A 20,465-nucleotide genomic window follows, 5' to 3' on the forward strand; every position below is an offset into this window, starting at 1 on the left:
CCCGTTGAAATTCTGGCATTTGGACTTCGGCTAAAGCCGCTGGCCCGTCGGCGCATCGAACACATTCAGCTTGTCTAGCGGCAGATAGACCGGCAGCGTTTGGCGCCCGCGATAGCGGTTGGCATCACGACCATCGATGCGCACGGCGATGCTCTGGCCGGACATGGTCAGGAAAGCGAAGGCATCGGGGCCGGATTTCTCGAAATATTCGACCGGGCAATCGAAGCGGATGGTCTCGCCCGCATCGCCGCGCTCTTCGGTCAGCAATTCCTCGGCGCGGAAGCCGAGCTTCACCGAGCCGCCCTCGGCCGACTTGCCCTTCCACTTATAATGCCCAAGGCCAATCTCGACATTGCTCTTGTCGTCCACGGCGACAAGAGCGCTTCCATTTCTCTTGACCGTACAATCGAGCACGTTCATCGCCGGCGAGCCGACGAAATCGGCGACGAAGAGGTTGGCGGGCTCATTGTAGATCTCATCCGGCGTACCGAACTGCTGGATGACACCTTTGTTCATCACGGCAATCTTCGTCGCCATTGTCATCGCCTCGACCTGGTCGTGGGTTACGTAGACGACGGTGTTCTTCAGCTGGTTGTGCAGCTTCTTGATCTCTATGCGCATCTCGTTTCGCAGCTTGGCGTCGAGATTGGAGAGCGGCTCGTCGAATAGGCAGACGCCATATTGCTTGACGAGCGCGCGGCCGATCGCGACGCGTTGGCGCTGACCGCCGGAGAGCTGGGAAGGCTTGCGATCGAGCAGATGCTCGATCTGCAGAAGCTTCGCCGCCCAGGCGATGCGCTGGTCTGCTTCCGCCTTGGTGATGCCGCGCGAGGACAGGCCAAAATTCATGTTTCCGCGCACAGTCTTGGTCGGATAGAGCGCGTAAGACTGGAACACCATGGCAAGGCCACGGTCCTTCGGATCAAGATAGCTGACGTCGCGATCGCCGATCAGGATCTCGCCGCCATCGATTTCGAGCAGGCCGGCCAGCAGATTGAGCAGGGTCGTCTTGCCGCAGCCGGATGGCCCGAGCAGCACGAGAAAATCGCCGTCGCCGATGCTGAGGTTCAGGTTCTCGATGACGGTCAGCGCGCCGAACTTCTTGACGATATTGTTGAATGCGATCGATGGCATGCTTTCATCCCTTGATGGCGCCGGCCGTAATGCCCTGCACGAAGAACTTGCCGAGAACGAAATAGATGACGAGCGGCGGCAGCGCGGTCAAAAGCGCCGAGGCCATGTCGACGGCATAGTTCTTGGCGCCAGTCGTCGTGACCGTGATGTTGTTGAGCACTACCGTCATCGGCTGCGTGTCCTGCGCGCCGAAGGTCAGGCCTACGAGGAAGTCGTTCCAGATGCCTGTGATCATCAGGATCAGCACGACGATCATGATGTTGCCGGACATGGGCAGCACGATCTCGAAGAAGATGCGCCAGAAGGAACCGGAATCGATCATCGCCGCCGCAATGATCTGCGGCGGCATTCCGCGGAAATAATTTCGGAAGATCAGGGTCAAGAAGGGAAGCGACAGCACGCTATGAATGACCGCGATACCGAATGTCGTGCCGTAGATATGCAGCGTGCCCGCGATCTTGATCAGCGGATACATGATGATCTGGAAGGGCACGAAGGCGCAGATGAAGAGCACGAACAGGAAGCCGTTCGCCCATTTGACGTTCCAGAGCGCCAGCCCGTAGCCGGTGATGATCGACAACGAGATGGTCAGCACGAGGCTTGGCGCAAGAATATAGAGTGAATTGACGAAGCCGACGCGCACGCCGCTGCAGTTCATGCCCGAGCAGGCCTGCGTCCAGGCATAGACCCAGGCATCCACTGTCCATGGATGCGGCCATGAAAAGATCTGGCCTTCGCGGATCTGGTCCATTGTCTTGAAGGATGTGACGACGATGACGTAGAGCGGCACCGCGAAGAAGGCGGCCGCCATCAGCAGGAAAACGAAGATCACGACGCGATGCGGTCGGATGAGCGGGCGGCGGCGAGCCTTCGTCCGACTTGCGGAGTGCGATGTCACGGGAATGGCCGTCATGTCGCTTTCCTCTGCCGGATGGCCGTTATGATGACGAGCGGCAGGAACAGGACGAGCGTCGTCAGCAGCATGACGGTCGCGCCGGCCGAGGCGAAGCCGAGATTCTGCTTCTGCCAATAGGCGTCGATAACGAAATAAGCGGGCATGATCGAAGCGCCGCCGGGACCGGCATTGGTCATGGCGACGATGATGTCATAGGCCTTCACGACGCCGATGCAGAGCAGGATGATGCAGGTCAGGAAGGTGAGTTTCATCATCGGGATGATCACCTCGATATAGAGCCGCCAGAAGGGCACGCCATCGAGCCGTGCTGCCTGCCAGATCTCGGAATTGATGGATTTCAGCCCCGACAGCATCAGCGCCATGAAGAAGCCCGTCGATTGCCAGACGGCGGCGAGAATGACGCCGAACATGACCGTGTCCTGGCTGGCAAGCCAGTTGAACGAGGCGCTCTGCCAACCGATGGAGTGGAGCACGTTCTCAACGCCGAGGCCGGGATTGAACAGCCAGCGCCAGACGAGGCCTGTCACGATCAGCGAGACTGCCAGCGGATAGAGGAAGACCGTGCGGAAGATGCCCTCGCCATGCACTTCCTTGTCGATGAGCGCCGCAAGGATGAAGCCGACGACGATGGAGAGCAGGCTGCCGAGCGCGAAGATCACCAGGTTCTGCAGCGACAGGAGCCAGGAGGCATCGTGAAACAGTCGCCAATATTGCTTCCAGCCGACCAGTTCATAATCGGGAAAGCGCCGGCTCGCCGTAAACGAAAGATAGACGGTCCAACCGATGGACCCAATGAAAAAGACAAGCGTCAGCAAGGCCGCGGGCGCAACGGCCAGATGCGGGGTGACGCGGCTCCATCGGATTCCCATGAGCCTCCTCCTTTGGCCGCAAGCGCTTCACTCCTCTGAAACACCGGCAACCAGTTTTTATATGAACTTCCTCTTGTTCATAACGGACCAACTATAGGAATCGAAAACCGGCGATGTCAATCGGATTTCGGCCCCGTTTCCCGGTTGCGCCGGTTTGACGAGTGGCTACCACCGAGACATTCGCTTCAGTCGAAGAAATCGCGATCGTCTTCCGTGAGGTACTGTTTTGCCTTCTCGGGCACGAGATCGACGCCCATGCCCGGCCGCTCGATGATATCGACGAAGCCATTCTTCACGATCGTCTGCGGCAGGCCTTCGACGATCTCGTACCACCAGTCGGGATCGCCGGTGGTGTATTCGAAGGCGATGAAATTGTTCGGCAGCGTGGCGCAGACCTGGATCAGTGCGCCGAGGCCGAGAAGACCGTTCGCCGTGCCATGCGGCGCCATCAGGATCGAATGCAGGTCGGCATATTCCGCGATCCATTTCAACTCGGCGATCCCGCCGACATCGGCCGGATCCGGGCCAACGATATTGACCGCATGGGTCTCGATAAGTTCCTTGAAATTCTGCCGCAGATAGATCTGTTCGCCGGTGTGGATCGGTATGGTGCTGACGCGCGTCAGTTCGCGATAGACGCCGGCATTGACCCATGGCGTATAGTCGCCTGAGATCAGGTCCTCCAGCCACATGAGATGATAGGGCTCGACCATCCGCGCCAGGCGAATGGCATCGGGCAGCATCCAGCCCGGCCCGCAGTCGAGGGCGAGCCCGATCGCGTCGCCGGCCACCTCCTTCATCGCCGCCACGCAGTCCACGAGATGTCGCAGGCCCTTTTCGGTGATCGGACCGCGATCGAGTGCGCCATGGAAAGGGCTGCTCGATGGCTCGCCGTAGTAGAAGCCCGGCACCTCGCGTTTCATGGGAGAATGAAAGCCGATCGGCTGTTTGATGATGGAAAAGCCTTCCGGTAGGGCCATCATCTTCTTCAGGTCGTCGGCATAATCCTCCGGCCGATAGCCGGCCATCGGGAAGCGAATCGCACCGTTATAGACGCGAATGCGATCGCGCACCTTGCCGCCCAGCAGCTTGTAGACCGGCACGCCGGCGACTTTGCCTGCCACATCCCAGAGCGCCATTTCGATGACGCTGACGGCGGAACCCCAGGGCTTGAAGCCGCCGCGCTGGCGGATCTTCAGCATGACGCGCTCGACATCGGTAGGATCTTCGCCGATCAGCGCATCGCGGAATGCAAGGATATGGCTCTTCAGATAGGGTTTCCAGGTTTCCGCCTGGCCATAGCCGGAAATACCCTCGTCGGTGACGACACGCACGATCGGGCTCTTGCCGATGACGGCGCATTTCAGATCAACGATCTTCACTCCTCGTCCTCCCTGAAATCTGTTCTAGATCGGCATCGCCTCGCTGATGGCGCGGGCGGCATCGATCGCCGCGATGCGGATTTCCTCCATGCGCGCGGGCTCCGCCCCCGCCAGGAACGGCACGCTGACAGCCGCCACCATCCGGCCCGATCGATCGAAGACGGGCGCGGCGAAAGCGTGGATGCTCGGTGCGTTCTCGCCGCGATCCTGCGCCCAGCCGGCGCGTTTGATGCGGGCGAGTTCCGCCGCCAGCTTCCTGGGGTCGGTGATCGACTTGGCGGTATAGGCGATGAGCGGCTTGGCAAGCCAGATGGCCAGTTCGTCGGCGGAGAGATGCGCCAGCAGCAGCTTGCTCGCCGCTCCGGCATGGATCGGCATGCGCTGGCCCGGAGCGACGGTCAGCGCATATTCGCGCCGGCCCTGCGAAACAGCGATGACGAGAATGCCTTCGTGATCGATGACCGATAGCTTCGTGCCTTCGCCGAGATCGGCCGAGAGCTTATCGAGAAAGGGCTGCGCGAGGCTCGCAAGGTCGATATCGCTGACGCCGGCAACGACATGGGCGGCGAGTGCCAGAAGCCGGCGGCCGAGATGATAGGCGCCGGCATCGTCCCGGCGCACCATGTCATGCTCATATAGCGTGTTGAGGATGCGGTAGACGGTCGTGCGCGGCAGCGAGAGCTGCGCGGTCAGCTCGCGGATCGTCGCGCCGTTCGGCCGGCGCTCGATCTGGCCGAGCACGTCCATCATCCGCTCGATAACAGGGATCGTGTGCTTGGCCGCACCGGTTTCGCTCGCGTCGTCCATTGCGCATCATTGCCGCAGGCAAGCTCCGGATGGAGATTGACAAGGTTCTCGCCATCCCATTACCATGCAATCTTGAACAGAGGAAGTTCAAATATGGATTGACCGATGGAGGTCGGGTAATCCGGGAGCGGGCCTTGCGGCGCGTTCCGCCTGAGGAGGCAAGCCATGGACGAGCATGCGCGGGAGATCGCCGGCAAGGCCGAGCGGTTCAAGAAACTCTATACGGCCGCTGTCTACGACATCATGGACGAGATGGGTCTGCCCAATCAGTGCATGGATCTCGGCATCAGAGGGCTCGACCGCTCGATGCGGATTGCCGGCCCGGCTTTTACGGTCGCTGTCACAGCCGATATGCGTACGGACGCCGAATATGATCTCGAAGAGGTCAAGACCTTCACCTTCTTTCGTCGCATGTATCCCGGCTGCGTGGTGCTGATATCGGCAGCGGGCGAGCGAAACGCCGGCCATTGGGGCGAGTTGATGAGCACGGCCTCCAAGGCACGCGGGGCGACCGGCGTCGTGGTCGATGGCGGCATTCGCGATGGCAATATCCTGATAGGCATGGAGGACTGGCCGGTCTTTACCCGTTATCTTTCGCCGATCGAGTCCCGCGGCCGCACGCGCATCAGCGGTGTCGAGGTTCCGATCGCCGTGACGGGCACGCTGACAGCGCAGATCCGCATCAATCCCGGCGACTGGCTGTTCGGCGACATGGATGGCGTCGTCGTCATTCCCGCCGACAAGGTGGACACCGTCCTTGCCAAGGCGGAGGAGATGACGACGATCGAGAACCGCTCGCGCAACGAGATCCGCGCCGGCGGCGATGTCGCCGACATCTATGCGAAATATGGGCGGCTTTGAGCTCGGGATAGCCGGCTGGGAGGAAGCATGAAGATCACGGCACAGAAAGTCTTCGTCGCCAATGTCTCGCGCACCAACTTCGTCTTCGTGAAGTTCTATACGGACGAAGGTTATGAGGGCGTGGGCGAAGCGACGCTCGAGTGGAAGACGCTGACGATCGTCTCCGCGCTGGAAGAGCTGGAGCGCGTCCTCATTGGCCGCGATCCCTTTGCCGTCGATGCGATCGTCGAGCAGCTGCACCGCGATTCCTATTGGCGCACGGGTGCTGTCTTCCGTACCGCGCTGGGGGCGATCGAGGCTGCGTTGCTCGACATCAAGGGCAAGGCGCTCGGCGTCCCCGTCTTCGAGCTTCTTGGCGGCAAGTATCGCGACCGTGTCGCCTGTTACGCCAATCACTGGTTCTTCGGCGCGGTCACCCCGGAGCAATATGCGGACAATGCCCGCAAGGCGGTCGCCATGGGTTATCGCGCGCTGAAATGGGATCCCTTCGATGTCGCCGATCTCGAAATGGATCGGAAGCAGCGGCGCCAGACGATCGATATCGTCGCGGCGGTGCGAGATGCGGTCGGCCCCGATGTCGACTTGATGCTCGACGTTCACGGCCGGCTGAACGTGCCGACGGCGATTGCCATGTGCCGTGAACTCGCCCCCTATGATCTGCGCTGGATCGAGGAGCCGACGCCGCCTGAAAGCATCGATGCGCTGGTCGACGTCCGCGCCGCAAGCCCGGTGCCGATCGCGGCCGGAGAGCGCTGGTTCGAGCCTGGGAAATTCCTGGAGGCGCTGAGCAAGAAGGCCGTCGATATCCTTCAGCCTGACGTCTCCCATGCCGGCGGGCTCGGTGAGACGAAGCGCATCTCGCATATGGCGCATCATCATCTGATCCCGGTCGCGCCGCACAATCCCGTCGGACCGGTCATGAACGCGATGACGCTGCACATGTCGGTGGCGATCCCGAATTTCTCCGTCTTCGAAACCGTTTCCGTCGATGTGCCCTGGCGCAAGGAACTGGTGCGCGAGACGCTGCAATTCGAGGATGGCGCGATCCTTGCGCCCACCGCGCCGGGGCTCGGCGTGGAACTCATCGAGGAGGCCTGCGCCCGCTATCCCTACGAGCCCTATAACGTGCCGCTTTTCGACGGCAGCATGAATACGAGCGGCGTTGCGGCGGGCGCTGCGACCTACCCCCGCGATTGACACCACGGGGCACTGCGCCAAGTTCTATGAGAAATTGCATTATTCAAATGTGAATAAGACGATTGAAGCAGACGGAGATTGGATGTCGCGATCAACGGAGGTCGCATCCTCCGGGGCGGAAAGAGCAGCCGCTCGATCCCTGCGCAAGACAGTGGTGAATTGAGGAGACAGGCGCGGCGCTGAGACCGCGCGACGGAGGAGCAAGCGATGAAGGGTTTGAGGATAGCGGCTGCCACGGTCTCGGCATTTGCATTGATGGCTGGCAGCGCCTTTGCCGGCGAGGTGGTTTGGTGGACGCCCAATTGGGGCCAGGCGCGCGCCGAGAAATTGGCCGCCGATTTCCAGAAGGCCAATCCCGGCATCACCATCAAGATGGAAGTGACGACCTCGAACGGCCTGCCGCAGCGCATCCTGACGGCGCTGCAATCGGGCGCCGCTCCCGATGTCATTGAGGTGCAGCATCCCTGGGTACAAGGCTATGCCCAATCCGATCTCGTCCAGCCGCTCGACGACGTCATCCAGGACAAGGACGATTACAACAAGGCGTCGATCAACTACGACACCTATGACGGCAAACTCTACGGCATTCCCTATCGCATCGAATGCGTCGGCGTTCTCTATAATCTCGCCGACTTCACTGGCGCAGGCCTCGATCCCGCCAATCCGCCGCAGACCTGGGATCAATGGATGGATGCCGCCAAGAAGATGACGACGGGCGGCAAGTTCGGCATGGCGATCACAGGGGGCGGCGAGGTCGGCAACACGATCACGCGCCTGCTGCCGCTGATCTGGATGAACGGCGGCGACATCATCAGCGGCGATGGCAAGAGCGCCGTCGTCAATTCGCCGGAAGCAGTGGCCGCGGTCAAATTCTATACGGATTTCTACAAGAACAAGTATTCACCGGACTCGACCCTGCAGAATGACGGCATCGCTAACCGGCAGCTCTTCATTGCCGGCAAGGTCTCCATGTACCAGACCGGGCAATACGATATCGCGCCCATCATGCAGGCAAAGGCCGACCTGAAGCTCGGCGCGATGGCGACGCCTCATCCGGATGGCAAGCAGACGGCGGGCGTCATAGGCGGCTGGAGCTACGTTATCCCCAAGGATGCGAAGAACCCGGACGATGCCAAGAAATTCATCCAGTTTCTGAATACGTCGGACAATCAGGGCTTCTTCACCGACACTTTCCCCGCAAGGGCATCTTCGCTGAAGCTGCCGCGTTTCCAGGACCCGATGTTGAAACAATTCGCGGCGATGCTGCCCTATGGCCGCCCGGCGCCGAATACGCCGCACTGGGTGGAGATCTCGCAGGCCGTTTTCGATGGCGTGCAGCGGATCCTTTCGGGCGATCAGGACCCCAAGGCGGCGATGGACCAGGCAAACGAGGAGATCCAGGCCCTGCTCGACAGCTGAGCCGGCATCGAACGGCGCCCGTATCCGCAGCCATCTGACAGGAAAGGTCGATCCATGGGTCGCCAGTCAACCGGTCTTCTGTTCGTTCTTCCTGCGATGATCGTGCTGGCGATGCTGATCGCCTATCCCATTGCCTATACCGTCTTCCTCAGCGCGACCGATGCGCATGGGGCGCTGACGACGCGCAATTTCGTCAATGTGCTGCGCCCGCCGGTAACGCGGCAGGCCTTCGTCAATCTCATCTATTTCGTCGGCGGCTCGATCGTCTTTCAGGTCACGCTCGGAACGGCGGCAGCGATTCTGCTCAACCAGCATTTCACCGGCCGGGCGCTGCTGCGCTCCATCACGCTGATCCCCTGGGTCGTCCCCGGCATCGTCGCCGCGACCACCTGGGCATGGATGTTCCACACCGAGTTCGGCATCATCAACTATATGATGACCGGCGCGGGCATCCTTCCCGCTCCGATCAGCTGGCTCACCAATGGCAACACGGTCATGCCCGTCCTGATCGCCATCAATGTCTGGAAGCTCTTCCCCTTCGTCGCGATCATGGTGCTGGCCGGGCTACAGGCGATTCCGAAGGAACTCTATGAAGCCGCGAAGGTCGATGGGGCCGGGTTCTGGGAGGAAGTCTGGTACGTGACGCTGCCGCAGGTGCGCTCCGTCATCGTCGCGGTGACCTTGCTTCTCGTCATCTGGGGGCTGAATTCCATCACGCTGATCTATGCGATCACCAAGGGCGGCCCGGCCAACAAGACGCTGATCACCCCGATCCAGATTTTTCGCCTCGCCTTCGAAAGCTTCCAGTTCAACCAGGCGGCAGCGCTTTCGGTAATCTTCTTCGTGGTCGCCGGGATATTGGTGGCGATCTATCTGAAAGTGTCCTCGGCCACTCCGGGAGAGGCGCGATGAGACGAAGAAGCGGCCTCGGCTCTCTGGCGATCGCGCTCTCGTCCATCGTGCTGGCCTTGGTCTGCCTGTTTCCCTTCGCCTGGATGGCGCTATCCTCGATCAAAACACTGCCCGAACTCTATACCGTGCCGCCGCACTGGCTGCCCTCGGTGCCGACGATCGGCAACTACGTCAACGTCATCTTCAACTCGAATATTCCGCGCTATTTCCTGAACAGCGTCATCATCTCGGTCGGTTCGACAGGGCTCGCCCTGATCCTGGCGATCTTCGCCTCCTATGGCTTCGCCCGCTTCGATTTCCGCGGCAAACGTCTGCTGCAGTCGCTTGTCCTGATCGGGCAATTGCTGCCGACCGCGGCGATCATCGTGCCGCTGTTCATCACGCTGCGCTATCTGCACCTGGTCAACACCTATTGGGGGCTGATCCTTGTCTACATGATCATCACCCTGCCGCTCAGCGTCTGGATGCTGACCAGCTATTTCAAGGCGCTTCCCGTCGAGCTTGAAGAAGCGGCGACGATCGACGGCGCCTCCCGGCTCGGCATTCTGTTCCGCATTACGCTGCCGTTGTCGACGCCGGGGCTCGTTGCCGTCATCGTCTATGCCTTCGTCACGACCTGGAACGAATTCATCTTCGCGCTGTGTTTCGCGACGGACTCCTCGGTCAAGACATTGCCGATCGGGCTTGCCGAATTCTCGACCGAGTTCAACACCGACTGGGGCAGTGTCATGGCGGCATCGATGGTCATGACCGTCCCGATCGCCCTGCTTTTCCTCTTCTTCCAGAACCTCTTCGTCGGCGGCTTGACGGCCGGCGCAACCAAGGGATGACCGCGATGACGAGTGACAAATCCATTCCTCAGCTCGGCCTCGGCACTTATGGCCGCACCGGCAGCGAGGGCATCGCCGCCATGCTTGAGGCGATCGAGATCGGTTACCGCCATCTCGATACGGCGCAGACCTACAATACCGAGGCAAATGTCGGCGAGGTCATGCGCCGGTCCGGCCTGCCGAGACGTGATCTCTTCGTCACAACAAAGGTTGCGGACTACAATCTCGACAGGACAAAGTTCATGCCGTCGGTGAGAAAGAGCCTGGAGACGATCGGCGTCGATCAGGTGGACCTGCTGTTGATCCACTGGCCGTCCTTCGGCGGCGTGGTTCCGCTGGAAGAATATGTGACGGCTCTGGCCGAGGCGCAGCAGCAAGGTTACGCCCGCCTGATCGGCGTCTCCAATTTCCCGATCGCGCTTTTGGAAAAGACGCGAGCGCTGCTCGGCAACGATGCCATCGCCACCAACCAGGTCGAAATCCACCCCTATCTGCAGGCGCCGAACCTGGGCGACTATGCCCGCAAGATAGGCTTGCAGCTTACCGCTTATCAGCCGCTCGCCAAAGGCGAGATCTCCGGCGACGTGACATTGGAGCGGATCGCCGCCGCCCACGATTGCCCGGTATCGGCCGCCGCACTCGCCTTTCTCATGGCCGAAGGCCACATCGTCATCCCGGCATCCGGCAGCCCAGCAAATCTGCGCGGCAATTTCAAAGGACTGGAGGTCCGGCTCAGCGATCAGGAAATGACCGACATCCGCCGGCTCGATCGCGGCTACCGGCGGATCAATCCGGACAAATCGCCCGCCTGGGATGATTGATCTCCGGGGAGCCTCGATCTGCAGACACCCTCGCATCTTATGGGGAATTGTGCGTATCGATATTGACCGCACCGGCAATCCCAATGTTGAATGCCACCATCGTGCAAGGTGGGGTGTATGATGGATTGGAATAGACTTCTGATGGAGCATGCAGACAGAGCCAGACGCGCTGTCCAACTGGTGCCTCGTATATTGTCTCACCCGGGCCTTTCTTTCGATCAGTGCACACGCCTGCTGACTGAGATTGCCTCAATTCGCTCCAAGCTCGACATGATCCAGGCCAATATAGCGGCCGACGGAGCGCCATCGTCGTTTGCGCTCGTCACCGATCAGCTCGGCCACATTTGGAACGAGTTGTCCGAGGCGGCGGCACGGCGTCTGAAGGATTTTGACGAGCTAATCGCGGCATAGACCCAGCGACACTACTATTCATAGCGTCCGTTGCCGCGAAACCGAAGCGGCGGAATCTTGGGCTCAGCACGTCCGAGCGGATACTCGTCATTCGCTCAGATACTGGCGATATGTCCGATCCCATCGGTGCGTCTTATTTGTTTTCTCAGCAAGTCGCCAAACCTCCCCGGCCGCTTTCGCGCGTACCGTCCGGTCGTTCACTTACGCCGGGCTTGAGCCAATCAACCCTTCATATCCAGTCACGGTGCGGAATTGCGCAATGGCGCAACTATCCGGCATATCGCCCTATCGCTTGACAGCAAAAACCAACTTGCTTACTAGTATACAAGAAGAGATGACGTTAATGCCCAAGATCACCGACATCACGCTGCAGAGATCCGGTCCGGCCGCCCGCGAGATTTATTCCGCGCTGCGCCACCGCATCATGCTGGCGGAGCTTATGCCGGGCACAGCAATCTCCGAGGTTCAGCTGTCCGAACAGCTGGGCGTCAGCCGCACACCGGTACGCGAAGTCTTCCGGCGGCTTGCCGATGAAGGCCTCCTGAGGATCGTGCCGCAGGTGGGGACATTCGTTGCCCCAATCCAGCTGCGCGCCGTCTATGACAGTCAGTTCGTTCGCGAGACGCTGGAATGCCGGACGATCGTTCTGGCGACCGCGAACATGAATGTCCGCGCGGCCGACGAACTGCAGGATCTTCTGACACTGCAGAAGCGCGCAATACGCGACAATGACCTTGAGCGCTTCTTCGACGCCGACGACAGGATGCATACCTACCTGATCGGCCTTGGCGGCTATCCGGCGATCTGGGATCTCATCCAGGGCGTCAAGGCCCAGCTCGACCGCGTCCGTTATCTTTCGCTGGAAAGCGGCGACTGGCTCAACCGCATATTCGAGCAGCACGAAGTCATCGCAGCCCGCGTGATCGAGGCCGATGCGGCCGGCGCCGAGGCCGCGATGCGTGAGCATCTGCAATCCGTCTTCCTGACCATCGAGCGCTTGGCCGTAAACAAGCCCGAGCTCTTTGAAGGCCATCTCGGCCAACAGTCATCAGCCAAATCGACACCATAACCTTTGAATTGGGAGGAAAAATCTTGTTTGGTTCGAAATTGATATCGGCACTGACACTCGCTGTGTCCATCGTTGGCTTCGGGACAGCGGCTTTCTCAGCCGATGTGCCGGCACCGGGCGCCAGCCCTCGCATCGATGCCATCAAGAAGTCTGGCGTTCTGCGTGTCGGCGTGCTCGCCAACACGCCCTGGCTCGTTGAGAACACGACCGGCTCCGGCGAGCCTTGGGAAGGCCCTGCATGGCTGCTTGCTCAGGAATATGCAAAGGAGCTGGGCGTGAAGCTCCAGCCAATTCCGGTCAGCCATGAAACGAAGGTCCCTGTCCTTGCCTCGAACCAGGTCGACCTCAGCATTACGCCGCTTGCCGAAACGCCGGAACGCATGAAGGTCGTCGATTTCGTCCTCTATTCGAAGACCAGCATCTGCATCTTCGGTCGCAAGGACAACAAGAAGCTCGCGGACGCGGCTTCGATCGATGCGATCAACAGCCCTGATGTCACCGTCGCCTATTTCATCGGCGGCGCGGAGGAAGACTGGGTGAAGGAGCGTTTCCCCAAGGCCAAGCTGCGCGGCGTCACCTCTTCGAGCGCGCCTGCGCCGATCGAGGAAATCATGGCCAAGCGCGCCGACGTCGCCCCGATCAACCGCATCCAGTGGGTGTTGCTGAACAAGAAGGTACCGGGCCTGGCCGCGCTGCCCAAGGAAAACAATTGCCAGGATTCGTCTGAAAAGGCAGCACCCGTCGGTCTTGCGATCGACAAGGGCCAGCCGGCCTTCCTTGACTGGCTGAACGCCGTCGAAAAGGAAATGCAGCCGAAGCTCACCGCCGACGAGGCGCGCATCGTCGACACGATGAAGTAAGGACACCCGCGTCCGCGATCCAAAGGTCGCGGACGCTTCCCCCACCTCCGCAAGCATGTTCCCGCGCCAAAGCGCGGGCACGGAGAACTGCGTCATGGATTTCGACTTCTCGGCCGTTTGGGACAGCCGGCTATATCTCCTGGGCGGGCTTGGCCTGACGATCGCGCTCAGCCTGCTGACCGTCGCATTGAGCCTCGTCTTCGGCACGTTGGTCGGGCTCGGCCGCATCTACGGCCCGCGCTGGCTCGCCACTCCGCTCGTCTTCTACATCGACTCGATGCGCGCCGTTCCGGTCCTCGTCGTGCTCGTCTGGATCTATTTTGCATTGCCGCTCGTCACCGGCTTGAACCTGCCGCCCTTCTGGGCCGCGCTGGTGTCGCTGACGTTCCATATCTCCGCCTATGTCGCCGAGATCGTCCGCGCCGGTATCGGCTCGGTCCGCCCCGGCCAGACACAGGCCGGCCTGGTGCTCGGCATGTCTCAGGCCGAGGTCGTCGCCAAGATCATCCTGCCGCAGGCCTTCGTGCGCATGTTGCCGTCGATCGGCTCGATTATTTCGATCGCGATCAAGGACACGGCGATCGCCGCCGTCATCGCCGTTCCTGAATTGATGAAGCGCGCCGAAACGGTTTCCGGCCAGAGTTTTCGGCCGATGGAGGTCTTCACGGTCATCATGGTCGTCTATTTCCTGATCCTGTTCCCGACGACCCGGCTGATCGACCACCTCTACCAGAAAGTTTCCTACAGGGGGCGCTCATGACTCTCGATTGGAGTGTCGTCTGGCAATATTCCGGTGCGCTGGCGCAAGGGACTTTGGTCACGGTCCTGCTGACGGTTCTGACCATGCTGATCGCCATCCCTGGCGGTGTCGTCCTGGCGCTGATGCGGTTGTCCGGAAACGTCATCCTCCGCGGCTTGAGCGCGTGCTTCGTCGAATTCTTCAGAAATGTCCCGATCATTCTTCTGATCTATTGGACCTTCTACGTGCTGCCCGTCTTTACCGACGTGACGATCTCGGCCTTCGCAACCGCCTTGCTTGCCCTAGCGCTCAACGTTTCGGCCTACAACGCCGAGACGTTCCGCGGCGGCATAAACTCCATCCGCAAGGGGCAGATGGAGGCGGCGCTCGCGCTTGGCATGAGCCATACCGAAGCAATGTTGAAGATCGTCCTGCCGCAGGCGGCCAGGCGAGTCCTGCCAGTGCTTGCCAGCACCTGGGTGTCTCTCTTCAAGGATACGTCGCTGGTGTCTGTCATCGCGGTCGGCGATCTCGCCCATACGGCGCTTGAAATACGCTCGCAGACCTATCGCGTGCTGGAAGTACTGACCGCGATGGCGGCGATCTACTGGGTGCTCGGCTACCCGCAGGCAAAGCTGGTCGATGTCATCTACAGGAAATGGGGAGTGAAGGAATGACCTTGGCTACAGAACTTGAGAGCCGCAAGAACGCCGGCCAGACCCCGGTCGTGGAGTATCGCGCGATCCGCAAGCTCTACGGCGAATTCGTTGCGATCGGCTCCGTGACCGCGCGCGTCAACAAGGGGGAAGTCGTCTGCCTGATCGGCCCTTCGGGGTCGGGAAAATCGACGCTTCTGCGCACAACAAACGCTCTCGAAAGCATCAATGGCGGCGAGTTGTATTTCGACGGAAAGCCGCTTCCGACCGCCAAGGCCGACATACGCCGCGTGCGCCGGCGCATGGGAATGGTCTTCCAGAATTTCGAACTCTTCCCTCACAAGACGGTTCTTCAAAACATCACCGTCGGCCCGCTAACCGTTCTCAAGATCTCCGAAGAGGAGGCACGCCGTCGCGCCGTCGCCCTCCTGGAAAAGGTCGGCCTGTCCGATAAGGCGGACAAATACCCCGCCAACCTGTCAGGTGGCCAGCAGCAGCGCGTCGCAATCGCCCGCGCGCTTGCCATGGAACCCGAGGTCATGCTTTTCGACGAACCGACCTCGGCGCTCGATCCCGAGACGATCGGCGAAGTGTTGAACGTGATGAAGCGGCTGGCCGAGGAAGGCATGACGATGATCGTCGTCACCCACGAGATGACCTTTGCCCGGCGCGTGGCCGACTGGGTTATCGTTTTCGACAAGGGCAGCATCGTCGAACAGGGTCCACCGGCCCAGATATTCGATCACCCGCAGGCCGACCGGACGCGTGATTTCCTCAGCCACCTCGGCTGGAACGGCTAGCTGAAAGCACCGGTCGCACAGGAATTTTGAGATTTGGAGATATTGGAATGAGACATACGTGGCGATGGTTTGGACCTGTTGACAAGGTCAGTGTCAGAGACGCCGCGCAAGCCGGTGCGCAGGGCATCGTCAGCTCCCTGCATCACGTCCCGACTGGCACGGCCTGGCCCGAAGACGAGATCGCCAAGCGGCAGAAGGAAATCGAAGCCGGCGGGCTCACCTGGGAGATCGTCGAGAGCATTCCGATTTCCGAGGACATCAAGAGCGGCACCGGCGAGTTCAAGGCTCATATCGCTGCCTGGAAGGAAACGCTACGTCGCCTGCAAAAGGCCGGCATCGAAACAGTCTGCTACAATTTCATGCCCGTGCTCGACTGGACCCGCACGGATCTGCGCTGGACGACACGTCATGGCGCAAGGACGATGCGCTTCGACCTGGTCGATTTCGTCGCCTTCGATCTGCATGTCCTGAAACGGTCTGACGCTGCCCACGACTACGAGCCCGCCTTGGTGGAAAAGGCAACTGAGCGTTTCATGGCGATGAGCGATGACGAAAAGCTCGCCATTTCAAGGAATGTCGGGGCCGGTCTGCCTGGCTCGACCGATGTCTACTCGCTCGAGGAACTTCGCGCGCATCTGAAGCGCTATGCCGGTGTGGACGCCGGAGCACTGCATGCCCGGCTCGTCAACTTCCTGTCGGAAACAGCGCCTGTTGCCGAAGAACTCGGAATGCGGCTTTGTGCCCATGGCGACGACCCACCGTGGCCGCTACTTGGGCTGCCACGCATTCTCTCCAAGCTGGAAGACTACGAGGCCATGCTTTCGGCGGTCGATCTCAAGGCAAACGGCGTCACTTTCTGCACTGGCTCGCTCGGCGCCCGTTCGGCCAACGATTTGCCGTCGATGATCCGCAAACTCGCGCCACGCATCCACTTCCTTCATTTGCGCAACGTCCACCGCGAGGACGCAGGCACGCCATGCTCCTTCTTCGAGGACGAACACCTTGAAGGCGACACGGACATGGTGGCGGTCATCGCAGCCGTTCTCGAAGAAGAGAAGCGCCGCAAGGCGGAAGGCCGTGCTGATCATCAGATTCCGATGCGCCCGGATCACGGCCAGGAAATTCTCGACGACCTGACCCGTGGCGCGCAGCCGGGCTATCCTGCCATCGGCCGTCTGAAGGGGCTAGCCGAGCTTCGCGGCATCGAACGTGCCCTCACCCACTCATCCCACGGGATACAATAGCCTTGCAGAGACTTTCAAAACACGCCCTGCTTTCCGGCGCCATCAAGACATCCGCCCTGGACCAGGCCAGGATCAAGCCCGGCATCCTGCATATCGGGATCGGTGCCTTTCACCGCGCCCACCAGGCGATCTATACCGAAGACGCAATGGCAAAATCAGGCGGCGATTGGGGCATCGTCGGGGTCAGCCTGCGTTCCCGCGAGATCGTCGACGACCTCGAAACCCAGGACATGCTCTATTCTGTCACGACGCGGGGGGCCGAGGGCGACAGCATCCGCATCGTCGGATCGATCATTAGCGCCCATGCGGCATCCGTCGATCCTCAAGCCGTCCTCGACCATCTCGCAGACCCCCGTATCCGCATCGTCAGCCTGACTGTGACCGAAAAGGCCTATGGGCTCGATGCCGCGAGCGGCGGTCTTGATCCCAATCATCCAGCCATAGCGCACGATCTCCAGTCGCCGGAAAGTCCCGTGGGGGCGATCGGCTATGTCGTCGAGGGCCTCGCTCGCCGCCGAAGTGCCGGAGAAAAGCCCTTCACGGTGCTCTGCTGCGACAACCTTCCGTCGAACGGCGATGTCGTGAAGCGGCTCGTTCTGGACATGGCGAGGACCCGCGATGCAGCTCTTGCGGAATGGATCGAGCAGGAGGGCGCCTTCCCCAATACGATGGTCGACCGGATCGTTCCGGCCGCAACGCAGGAAACCCGGGATCGCGCCGCAGCACTGCTCGGCGCGGAGGACCGGCTGGCGCTGGAATCGGAAGAGTTTACCCAGTGGGTGATCGAGGATCACTTCGTGTCGGGACGACCCGATTGGGAGTCAGCGGGCGCGCTCTTCGTCAAGGACGTTGCGCCCTATGAGAAGATGAAGCTGCGTCTTCTCAACGGCGCGCATTCCCTGATTGCCTATCTCGGCCAGTTGCACGGCCTCGACTATGTCCGAGACGTGATGGCCGTGCCGGCTCACGCCGCGCGGGTGCGCCGTCACATGGAGGCCGCGGCGAAAACCCTTGATCCCGTTCCCGGCATCGAGATCAGCGGCTATATCGAGCAATTGCTTACGCGTTTCGCAAGCCCTGCAATCGCCCATCGGACAGCGCAGATTGCGATGGACGGGACCCAGAAAATGCCGCAGCGCATCTTTGCGCCGACCGTGGACATGCTTTCGGCTGGCGGCGAGATTACAAGTTTCGCCTTTGTGACGGCCCTCTGGCTGACCTTCATCTTGCGGCAGGACAGTCTCAACGACCCCCGCGCGGCCGAGCTGCTCGCGGCAGCCCAGGGGGCTGGAAATAAAGGCGATCCGCTTTTGCCTTTCCTCGATCTGCCGGGTCTCTTTCCCGCTGTGTTGAAGGACAATCCGTTGTGGCAATCCGCCGTGCGCGACGAGATGACAGCCATTGCGACCGAGTTGAACCGCTAGTTCCCATAGAAGCGCGGCGCGATCAGCGGGCATGAGAGGATTTTCCATGAAGAAGAGCATCCATTCCTATGCCTGGATCAAGGTTTGGACCCCCAAGGCAGCGGGAGATGTGGCGCCCAAGGCAGCAGCAAAGGGGTTCAACCACGTCGTCATCCCGATGCGCGATCATTCGACGATCCATCCAGCGGACATCGCACGAATTTTCGGGTCGCACGATCTGACGCCTGTCGCCACAGCCACCCAGATTGCCGATGCCGACATCTCCAGCCTCGATCCTGAGATCCGCAGGCGTGGCATGGACCGGCACCGGGCCTCGCTGAGGCTCGCCCGTGACATGGGTGCCTATCACATGGGAGGGATCATCTACGGCCTCTTTGGCAAGGCGGGGAACGCCGCGACCGATGAGAACCGTAAAGCCGCCGCCGAGGCGCTCGCCATCCTGGCAGCGGAAGCAAAGACCATGGGCGTGCGCCTCGCGATGGAAATCCTCAATCGCTACGAGACCAGCATGTTCAATACGGTGGCCGACGCCGTGGCCTTCCTGAAAATGAGCAGTTCGGACAATCTGTTCCTCCATCTCGACACGTTTCATATGAACATGGAAGAAACGGACATGATGGCGGCGCTGAAGCGCGCCCTGCCCTACCTGAAATACTTCGAACTGGACCAGAACGACCGCGGTCTTCTGGATCGCGGCGCGATCGATTTCGGACCGATGCTGCGTTTCCTAAAGGAGAATGATTACAGCGAAATCATCGGCGCCGAAGCGTTTTCGAGCGCCGTCAGCGGACCGGATGTCGCACGGGGCGTCTCGGCCTGGCGCCCGCTGTTTTCGAACGGCGACGAGGTCGCCGATAGCGCCAACGCGGTGTAAGACCGGTATTCGGGTCTTCCGCTTGAAGCCCTCCTCAATGGATCAGCCGGAATAATCCACCCTGCCTGGCAATGCGAGAGATAGGGGTCTTGACCGAGAAGAACGATTTATGACAGTTGTGTGACGCCATTCGCTCTCCGGCGCTCACCCCTAGGCTGTCCCATCTTGCCCCTCGACATTGTCCTTCTCGTTCTCTTCGGCGCACTGCTGCACGCGACCTGGAACGCCATCATCAAGGCCGGGACGGATAAGTCGCTGGACGCCAGCCTGATATCGGCCGGCGGAGCAATCACGGCGCTACCGTTCCTGCCGCTCCTGCCATTGCCCCAGCCGGCAGCCTGGTGGTTCATCGCAGCATCTGCCATCCTGCAATTTGCTTATTTTCAGCTGGTTGCCGGAGCCTACAGGGCAGGCGATATCGGCCTTGTCTATCCGTTGATGCGCGGTGGCGCGCCGCTTCTCATAGCGACGACCAGCGGCCTTATACTCGGAGAAACGCTGTCCTTCGCGGCATGGGCCGGCACGTTGACGATCTGTGCCGGGATTCTGACCCTCGCCTTTGAGGCACGGAATGGCAGCCGACACGCAATAATGCTGGCGCTGGTCAATGCCTGTGTGATCGCATCCTATACCTATGTCGACGGCGTCGGCGCCCGACTGTCGGGCAACGCCATCTCCTATACGCTGTGGATGTCGCTGCTGCCGCCAATCCTGCTGTTCGCCTGGGCGTTCTCGCGGCGCGGCACGCTCGCTGTCGCGCAACATGTCCGTCGCAACTGGTGGCGCGGTCTGATCGGCGGGGCCGGATCGATAGCCTCCTATGGCGCCGCACTCTGGGCAATGACGAGAGCGCCGGTCGCCACCGTCGCGGCATTGCGCGAGACGGCGATTGTCTTTGCGTTGATCATCTCGGTCACGGTCCTGAAGGAAAAGGCAACGCTGACGCGCTGCATTGCGGCCATCATCATCGCTCTCGGCGTATTGTTGTTGAAGATCGCCTAAAGCCGGGCGCCGTCTACAACCGGCAAAGCAGGTCTACCGGGCCTGGTGATCGAAGAGCGCGATCACGATATCGAAAAGGTTCTTCAGGGGCTTGGATATCCAGCCGAAATTCGCTCTCGTACATTTTTGCGTGTCGGGATCGCCTGCATAAACATGCGACAATCCCAAACCGCCAACGCGAGAGATCGCCCGCAAAACCATGACAGTGGCTATGAAAATCAGATAGGCGGATTTTGCC

Annotated in this window: 21 protein-coding genes; 16 read left to right on the top strand and 5 right to left on the bottom strand. The window is 60.7% G+C overall.

The window, feature by feature from the left end; translation table 11 throughout:
• Positions 1–30 precede the first annotated feature (30 nt).
• From EV561_RS15385 to EV561_RS15405, 5 genes are all read right to left on the bottom strand, one after another.
• Positions 31–1,134 carry an ATP-binding cassette domain-containing protein gene (locus EV561_RS15385; RefSeq protein ID WP_132522925.1) on the bottom strand — a complete coding sequence of 368 codons (1,104 nt, stop codon included), beginning with the start codon at positions 1,132–1,134 and terminating at the stop codon, positions 31–33.
• A 4-nt stretch (positions 1,135–1,138) separates the two neighbouring features.
• Positions 1,139–2,047 carry a carbohydrate ABC transporter permease gene (locus EV561_RS15390; protein WP_132522927.1) on the bottom strand — a complete coding sequence of 303 codons (909 nt, stop codon included), beginning with the start codon at positions 2,045–2,047 and terminating at the stop codon, positions 1,139–1,141.
• On the bottom strand, positions 2,044–2,919 hold the full coding sequence (locus EV561_RS15395) for a sugar ABC transporter permease (protein ID WP_132522929.1): 876 nt from the start codon (positions 2,917–2,919) through the stop codon (positions 2,044–2,046). The genes EV561_RS15390 and EV561_RS15395 overlap by 4 nt, the downstream gene beginning before the upstream one ends.
• A 185-nt stretch (positions 2,920–3,104) precedes the next feature.
• Positions 3,105–4,301 (bottom strand): mandelate racemase/muconate lactonizing enzyme family protein, encoded by a 1,197-nt coding sequence (locus tag EV561_RS15400; protein ID WP_132522931.1) that lies wholly within the window; start codon positions 4,299–4,301, stop codon positions 3,105–3,107.
• 24 nt (positions 4,302–4,325) lie between these two features.
• Entirely contained in the window at positions 4,326–5,108 is a 783-nt protein-coding gene (locus EV561_RS15405; RefSeq protein ID WP_132522933.1) for an IclR family transcriptional regulator, read from the bottom strand.
• A 165-nt stretch (positions 5,109–5,273) separates the two neighbouring features.
• Between EV561_RS15405 and EV561_RS15410 the strand changes: the two genes are divergently transcribed.
• The 16 genes from EV561_RS15410 (at position 5,274) to EV561_RS15485 (ending at position 20,227) form a co-directional block, all read left to right on the top strand.
• Complete coding sequence (locus tag EV561_RS15410; RefSeq protein ID WP_132522935.1) at positions 5,274–5,969, top strand: dimethylmenaquinone methyltransferase; 696 nt, start codon at positions 5,274–5,276, stop codon at positions 5,967–5,969.
• 27 nt (positions 5,970–5,996) lie between these two features.
• Positions 5,997–7,166: a mandelate racemase/muconate lactonizing enzyme family protein gene (locus tag EV561_RS15415; protein WP_132522937.1), complete on the top strand. Its 1,170-nt coding sequence runs from the start codon at positions 5,997–5,999 to the stop codon at positions 7,164–7,166.
• A 207-nt stretch (positions 7,167–7,373) separates the two neighbouring features.
• A complete protein-coding gene (locus EV561_RS15420; RefSeq protein ID WP_132522939.1) occupies positions 7,374–8,585 on the top strand; it encodes a sugar ABC transporter substrate-binding protein in 1,212 nt (403 codons plus the stop codon).
• Positions 8,586–8,639: 54 nt separating this feature from the next.
• Positions 8,640–9,497, top strand: a complete 858-nt coding sequence (locus EV561_RS15425; RefSeq protein ID WP_132522941.1) for a sugar ABC transporter permease — start codon at positions 8,640–8,642, stop codon at positions 9,495–9,497.
• On the top strand, positions 9,494–10,327 hold the full coding sequence (locus EV561_RS15430) for a carbohydrate ABC transporter permease (protein ID WP_132522943.1): 834 nt from the start codon (positions 9,494–9,496) through the stop codon (positions 10,325–10,327). The genes EV561_RS15425 and EV561_RS15430 overlap by 4 nt, the downstream gene beginning before the upstream one ends.
• Before the next feature lie 5 nt (positions 10,328–10,332).
• A complete protein-coding gene (locus tag EV561_RS15435; RefSeq protein WP_132522945.1) occupies positions 10,333–11,148 on the top strand; it encodes an aldo/keto reductase in 816 nt (271 codons plus the stop codon).
• A gap of 117 nt (positions 11,149–11,265) precedes the next feature.
• Positions 11,266–11,559, top strand: a complete 294-nt coding sequence (locus EV561_RS15440) for a hypothetical protein (protein WP_132522947.1) — start codon at positions 11,266–11,268, stop codon at positions 11,557–11,559.
• A 343-nt stretch (positions 11,560–11,902) separates the two neighbouring features.
• Positions 11,903–12,628: a GntR family transcriptional regulator gene (locus EV561_RS15445; RefSeq protein ID WP_207910540.1), complete on the top strand. Its 726-nt coding sequence runs from the start codon at positions 11,903–11,905 to the stop codon at positions 12,626–12,628.
• Between the two features lie 23 nt (positions 12,629–12,651).
• A complete protein-coding gene (locus tag EV561_RS15450) occupies positions 12,652–13,488 on the top strand; it encodes a transporter substrate-binding domain-containing protein (RefSeq protein WP_207910541.1) in 837 nt (278 codons plus the stop codon).
• A 94-nt stretch (positions 13,489–13,582) separates the two neighbouring features.
• Complete coding sequence (locus EV561_RS15455; protein ID WP_132522949.1) at positions 13,583–14,248, top strand: amino acid ABC transporter permease; 666 nt, start codon at positions 13,583–13,585, stop codon at positions 14,246–14,248.
• Entirely contained in the window at positions 14,245–14,904 is a 660-nt protein-coding gene (locus EV561_RS15460) for an amino acid ABC transporter permease (protein WP_132522951.1), read from the top strand. Before EV561_RS15455 ends, EV561_RS15460 begins: the two co-directional genes overlap by 4 nt.
• On the top strand, positions 14,901–15,683 hold the full coding sequence (locus EV561_RS15465; protein ID WP_132522953.1) for an amino acid ABC transporter ATP-binding protein: 783 nt from the start codon (positions 14,901–14,903) through the stop codon (positions 15,681–15,683). The genes EV561_RS15460 and EV561_RS15465 overlap by 4 nt, the downstream gene beginning before the upstream one ends.
• A 47-nt stretch (positions 15,684–15,730) precedes the next feature.
• Positions 15,731–16,927, top strand: coding sequence for a mannonate dehydratase (uxuA, locus tag EV561_RS15470; protein WP_132522955.1), 1,197 nt, complete (start codon positions 15,731–15,733; stop codon positions 16,925–16,927).
• Positions 16,928–16,929: 2 nt separating this feature from the next.
• On the top strand, positions 16,930–18,351 hold the full coding sequence (locus EV561_RS15475; RefSeq protein WP_132522957.1) for a mannitol dehydrogenase family protein: 1,422 nt from the start codon (positions 16,930–16,932) through the stop codon (positions 18,349–18,351).
• A 46-nt stretch (positions 18,352–18,397) separates the two neighbouring features.
• The gene (locus tag EV561_RS15480; protein ID WP_132522959.1) at positions 18,398–19,225 is read left to right on the top strand and encodes a sugar phosphate isomerase/epimerase family protein; all 828 of its coding nucleotides are present in this window, start codon (positions 18,398–18,400) and stop codon (positions 19,223–19,225) included.
• Between the two features lie 165 nt (positions 19,226–19,390).
• On the top strand, positions 19,391–20,227 hold the full coding sequence (locus EV561_RS15485) for an EamA family transporter (protein WP_132522961.1): 837 nt from the start codon (positions 19,391–19,393) through the stop codon (positions 20,225–20,227).
• Positions 20,228–20,465: the final 238 nt, after the last annotated feature.

This window comes from Rhizobium sp. BK376 (assembly GCF_004341625.1).
Classification (GTDB): domain Bacteria; phylum Pseudomonadota; class Alphaproteobacteria; order Rhizobiales; family Rhizobiaceae; genus Rhizobium.

Coding starts and splice junctions, on each gene's coding strand:
- EV561_RS15435 (WP_132522945.1), top strand. CDS start 10,333: ATGACGAGTGACAAATCCATTCCTCAGCTCGGCCTCGGCACTTATGGC.
- EV561_RS15465 (WP_132522953.1), top strand. CDS start 14,901: ATGACCTTGGCTACAGAACTTGAGAGCCGCAAGAACGCCGGCCAGACC.
- EV561_RS15460 (WP_132522951.1), top strand. CDS start 14,245: ATGACTCTCGATTGGAGTGTCGTCTGGCAATATTCCGGTGCGCTGGCG.
- uxuA (WP_132522955.1), top strand. CDS start 15,731: ATGAGACATACGTGGCGATGGTTTGGACCTGTTGACAAGGTCAGTGTC.
- EV561_RS15405 (WP_132522933.1), bottom strand. CDS start 5,108: ATGGACGACGCGAGCGAAACCGGTGCGGCCAAGCACACGATCCCTGTT.
- EV561_RS15390 (WP_132522927.1), bottom strand. CDS start 2,047: ATGACGGCCATTCCCGTGACATCGCACTCCGCAAGTCGGACGAAGGCT.
- EV561_RS15455 (WP_132522949.1), top strand. CDS start 13,583: ATGGATTTCGACTTCTCGGCCGTTTGGGACAGCCGGCTATATCTCCTG.
- EV561_RS15420 (WP_132522939.1), top strand. CDS start 7,374: ATGAAGGGTTTGAGGATAGCGGCTGCCACGGTCTCGGCATTTGCATTG.
- EV561_RS15440 (WP_132522947.1), top strand. CDS start 11,266: ATGATGGATTGGAATAGACTTCTGATGGAGCATGCAGACAGAGCCAGA.
- EV561_RS15415 (WP_132522937.1), top strand. CDS start 5,997: ATGAAGATCACGGCACAGAAAGTCTTCGTCGCCAATGTCTCGCGCACC.
- EV561_RS15395 (WP_132522929.1), bottom strand. CDS start 2,919: ATGGGAATCCGATGGAGCCGCGTCACCCCGCATCTGGCCGTTGCGCCC.
- EV561_RS15430 (WP_132522943.1), top strand. CDS start 9,494: ATGAGACGAAGAAGCGGCCTCGGCTCTCTGGCGATCGCGCTCTCGTCC.
- EV561_RS15410 (WP_132522935.1), top strand. CDS start 5,274: ATGGACGAGCATGCGCGGGAGATCGCCGGCAAGGCCGAGCGGTTCAAG.
- EV561_RS15425 (WP_132522941.1), top strand. CDS start 8,640: ATGGGTCGCCAGTCAACCGGTCTTCTGTTCGTTCTTCCTGCGATGATC.
- EV561_RS15480 (WP_132522959.1), top strand. CDS start 18,398: ATGAAGAAGAGCATCCATTCCTATGCCTGGATCAAGGTTTGGACCCCC.
- EV561_RS15385 (WP_132522925.1), bottom strand. CDS start 1,134: ATGCCATCGATCGCATTCAACAATATCGTCAAGAAGTTCGGCGCGCTG.
- EV561_RS15445 (WP_207910540.1), top strand. CDS start 11,903: ATGCCCAAGATCACCGACATCACGCTGCAGAGATCCGGTCCGGCCGCC.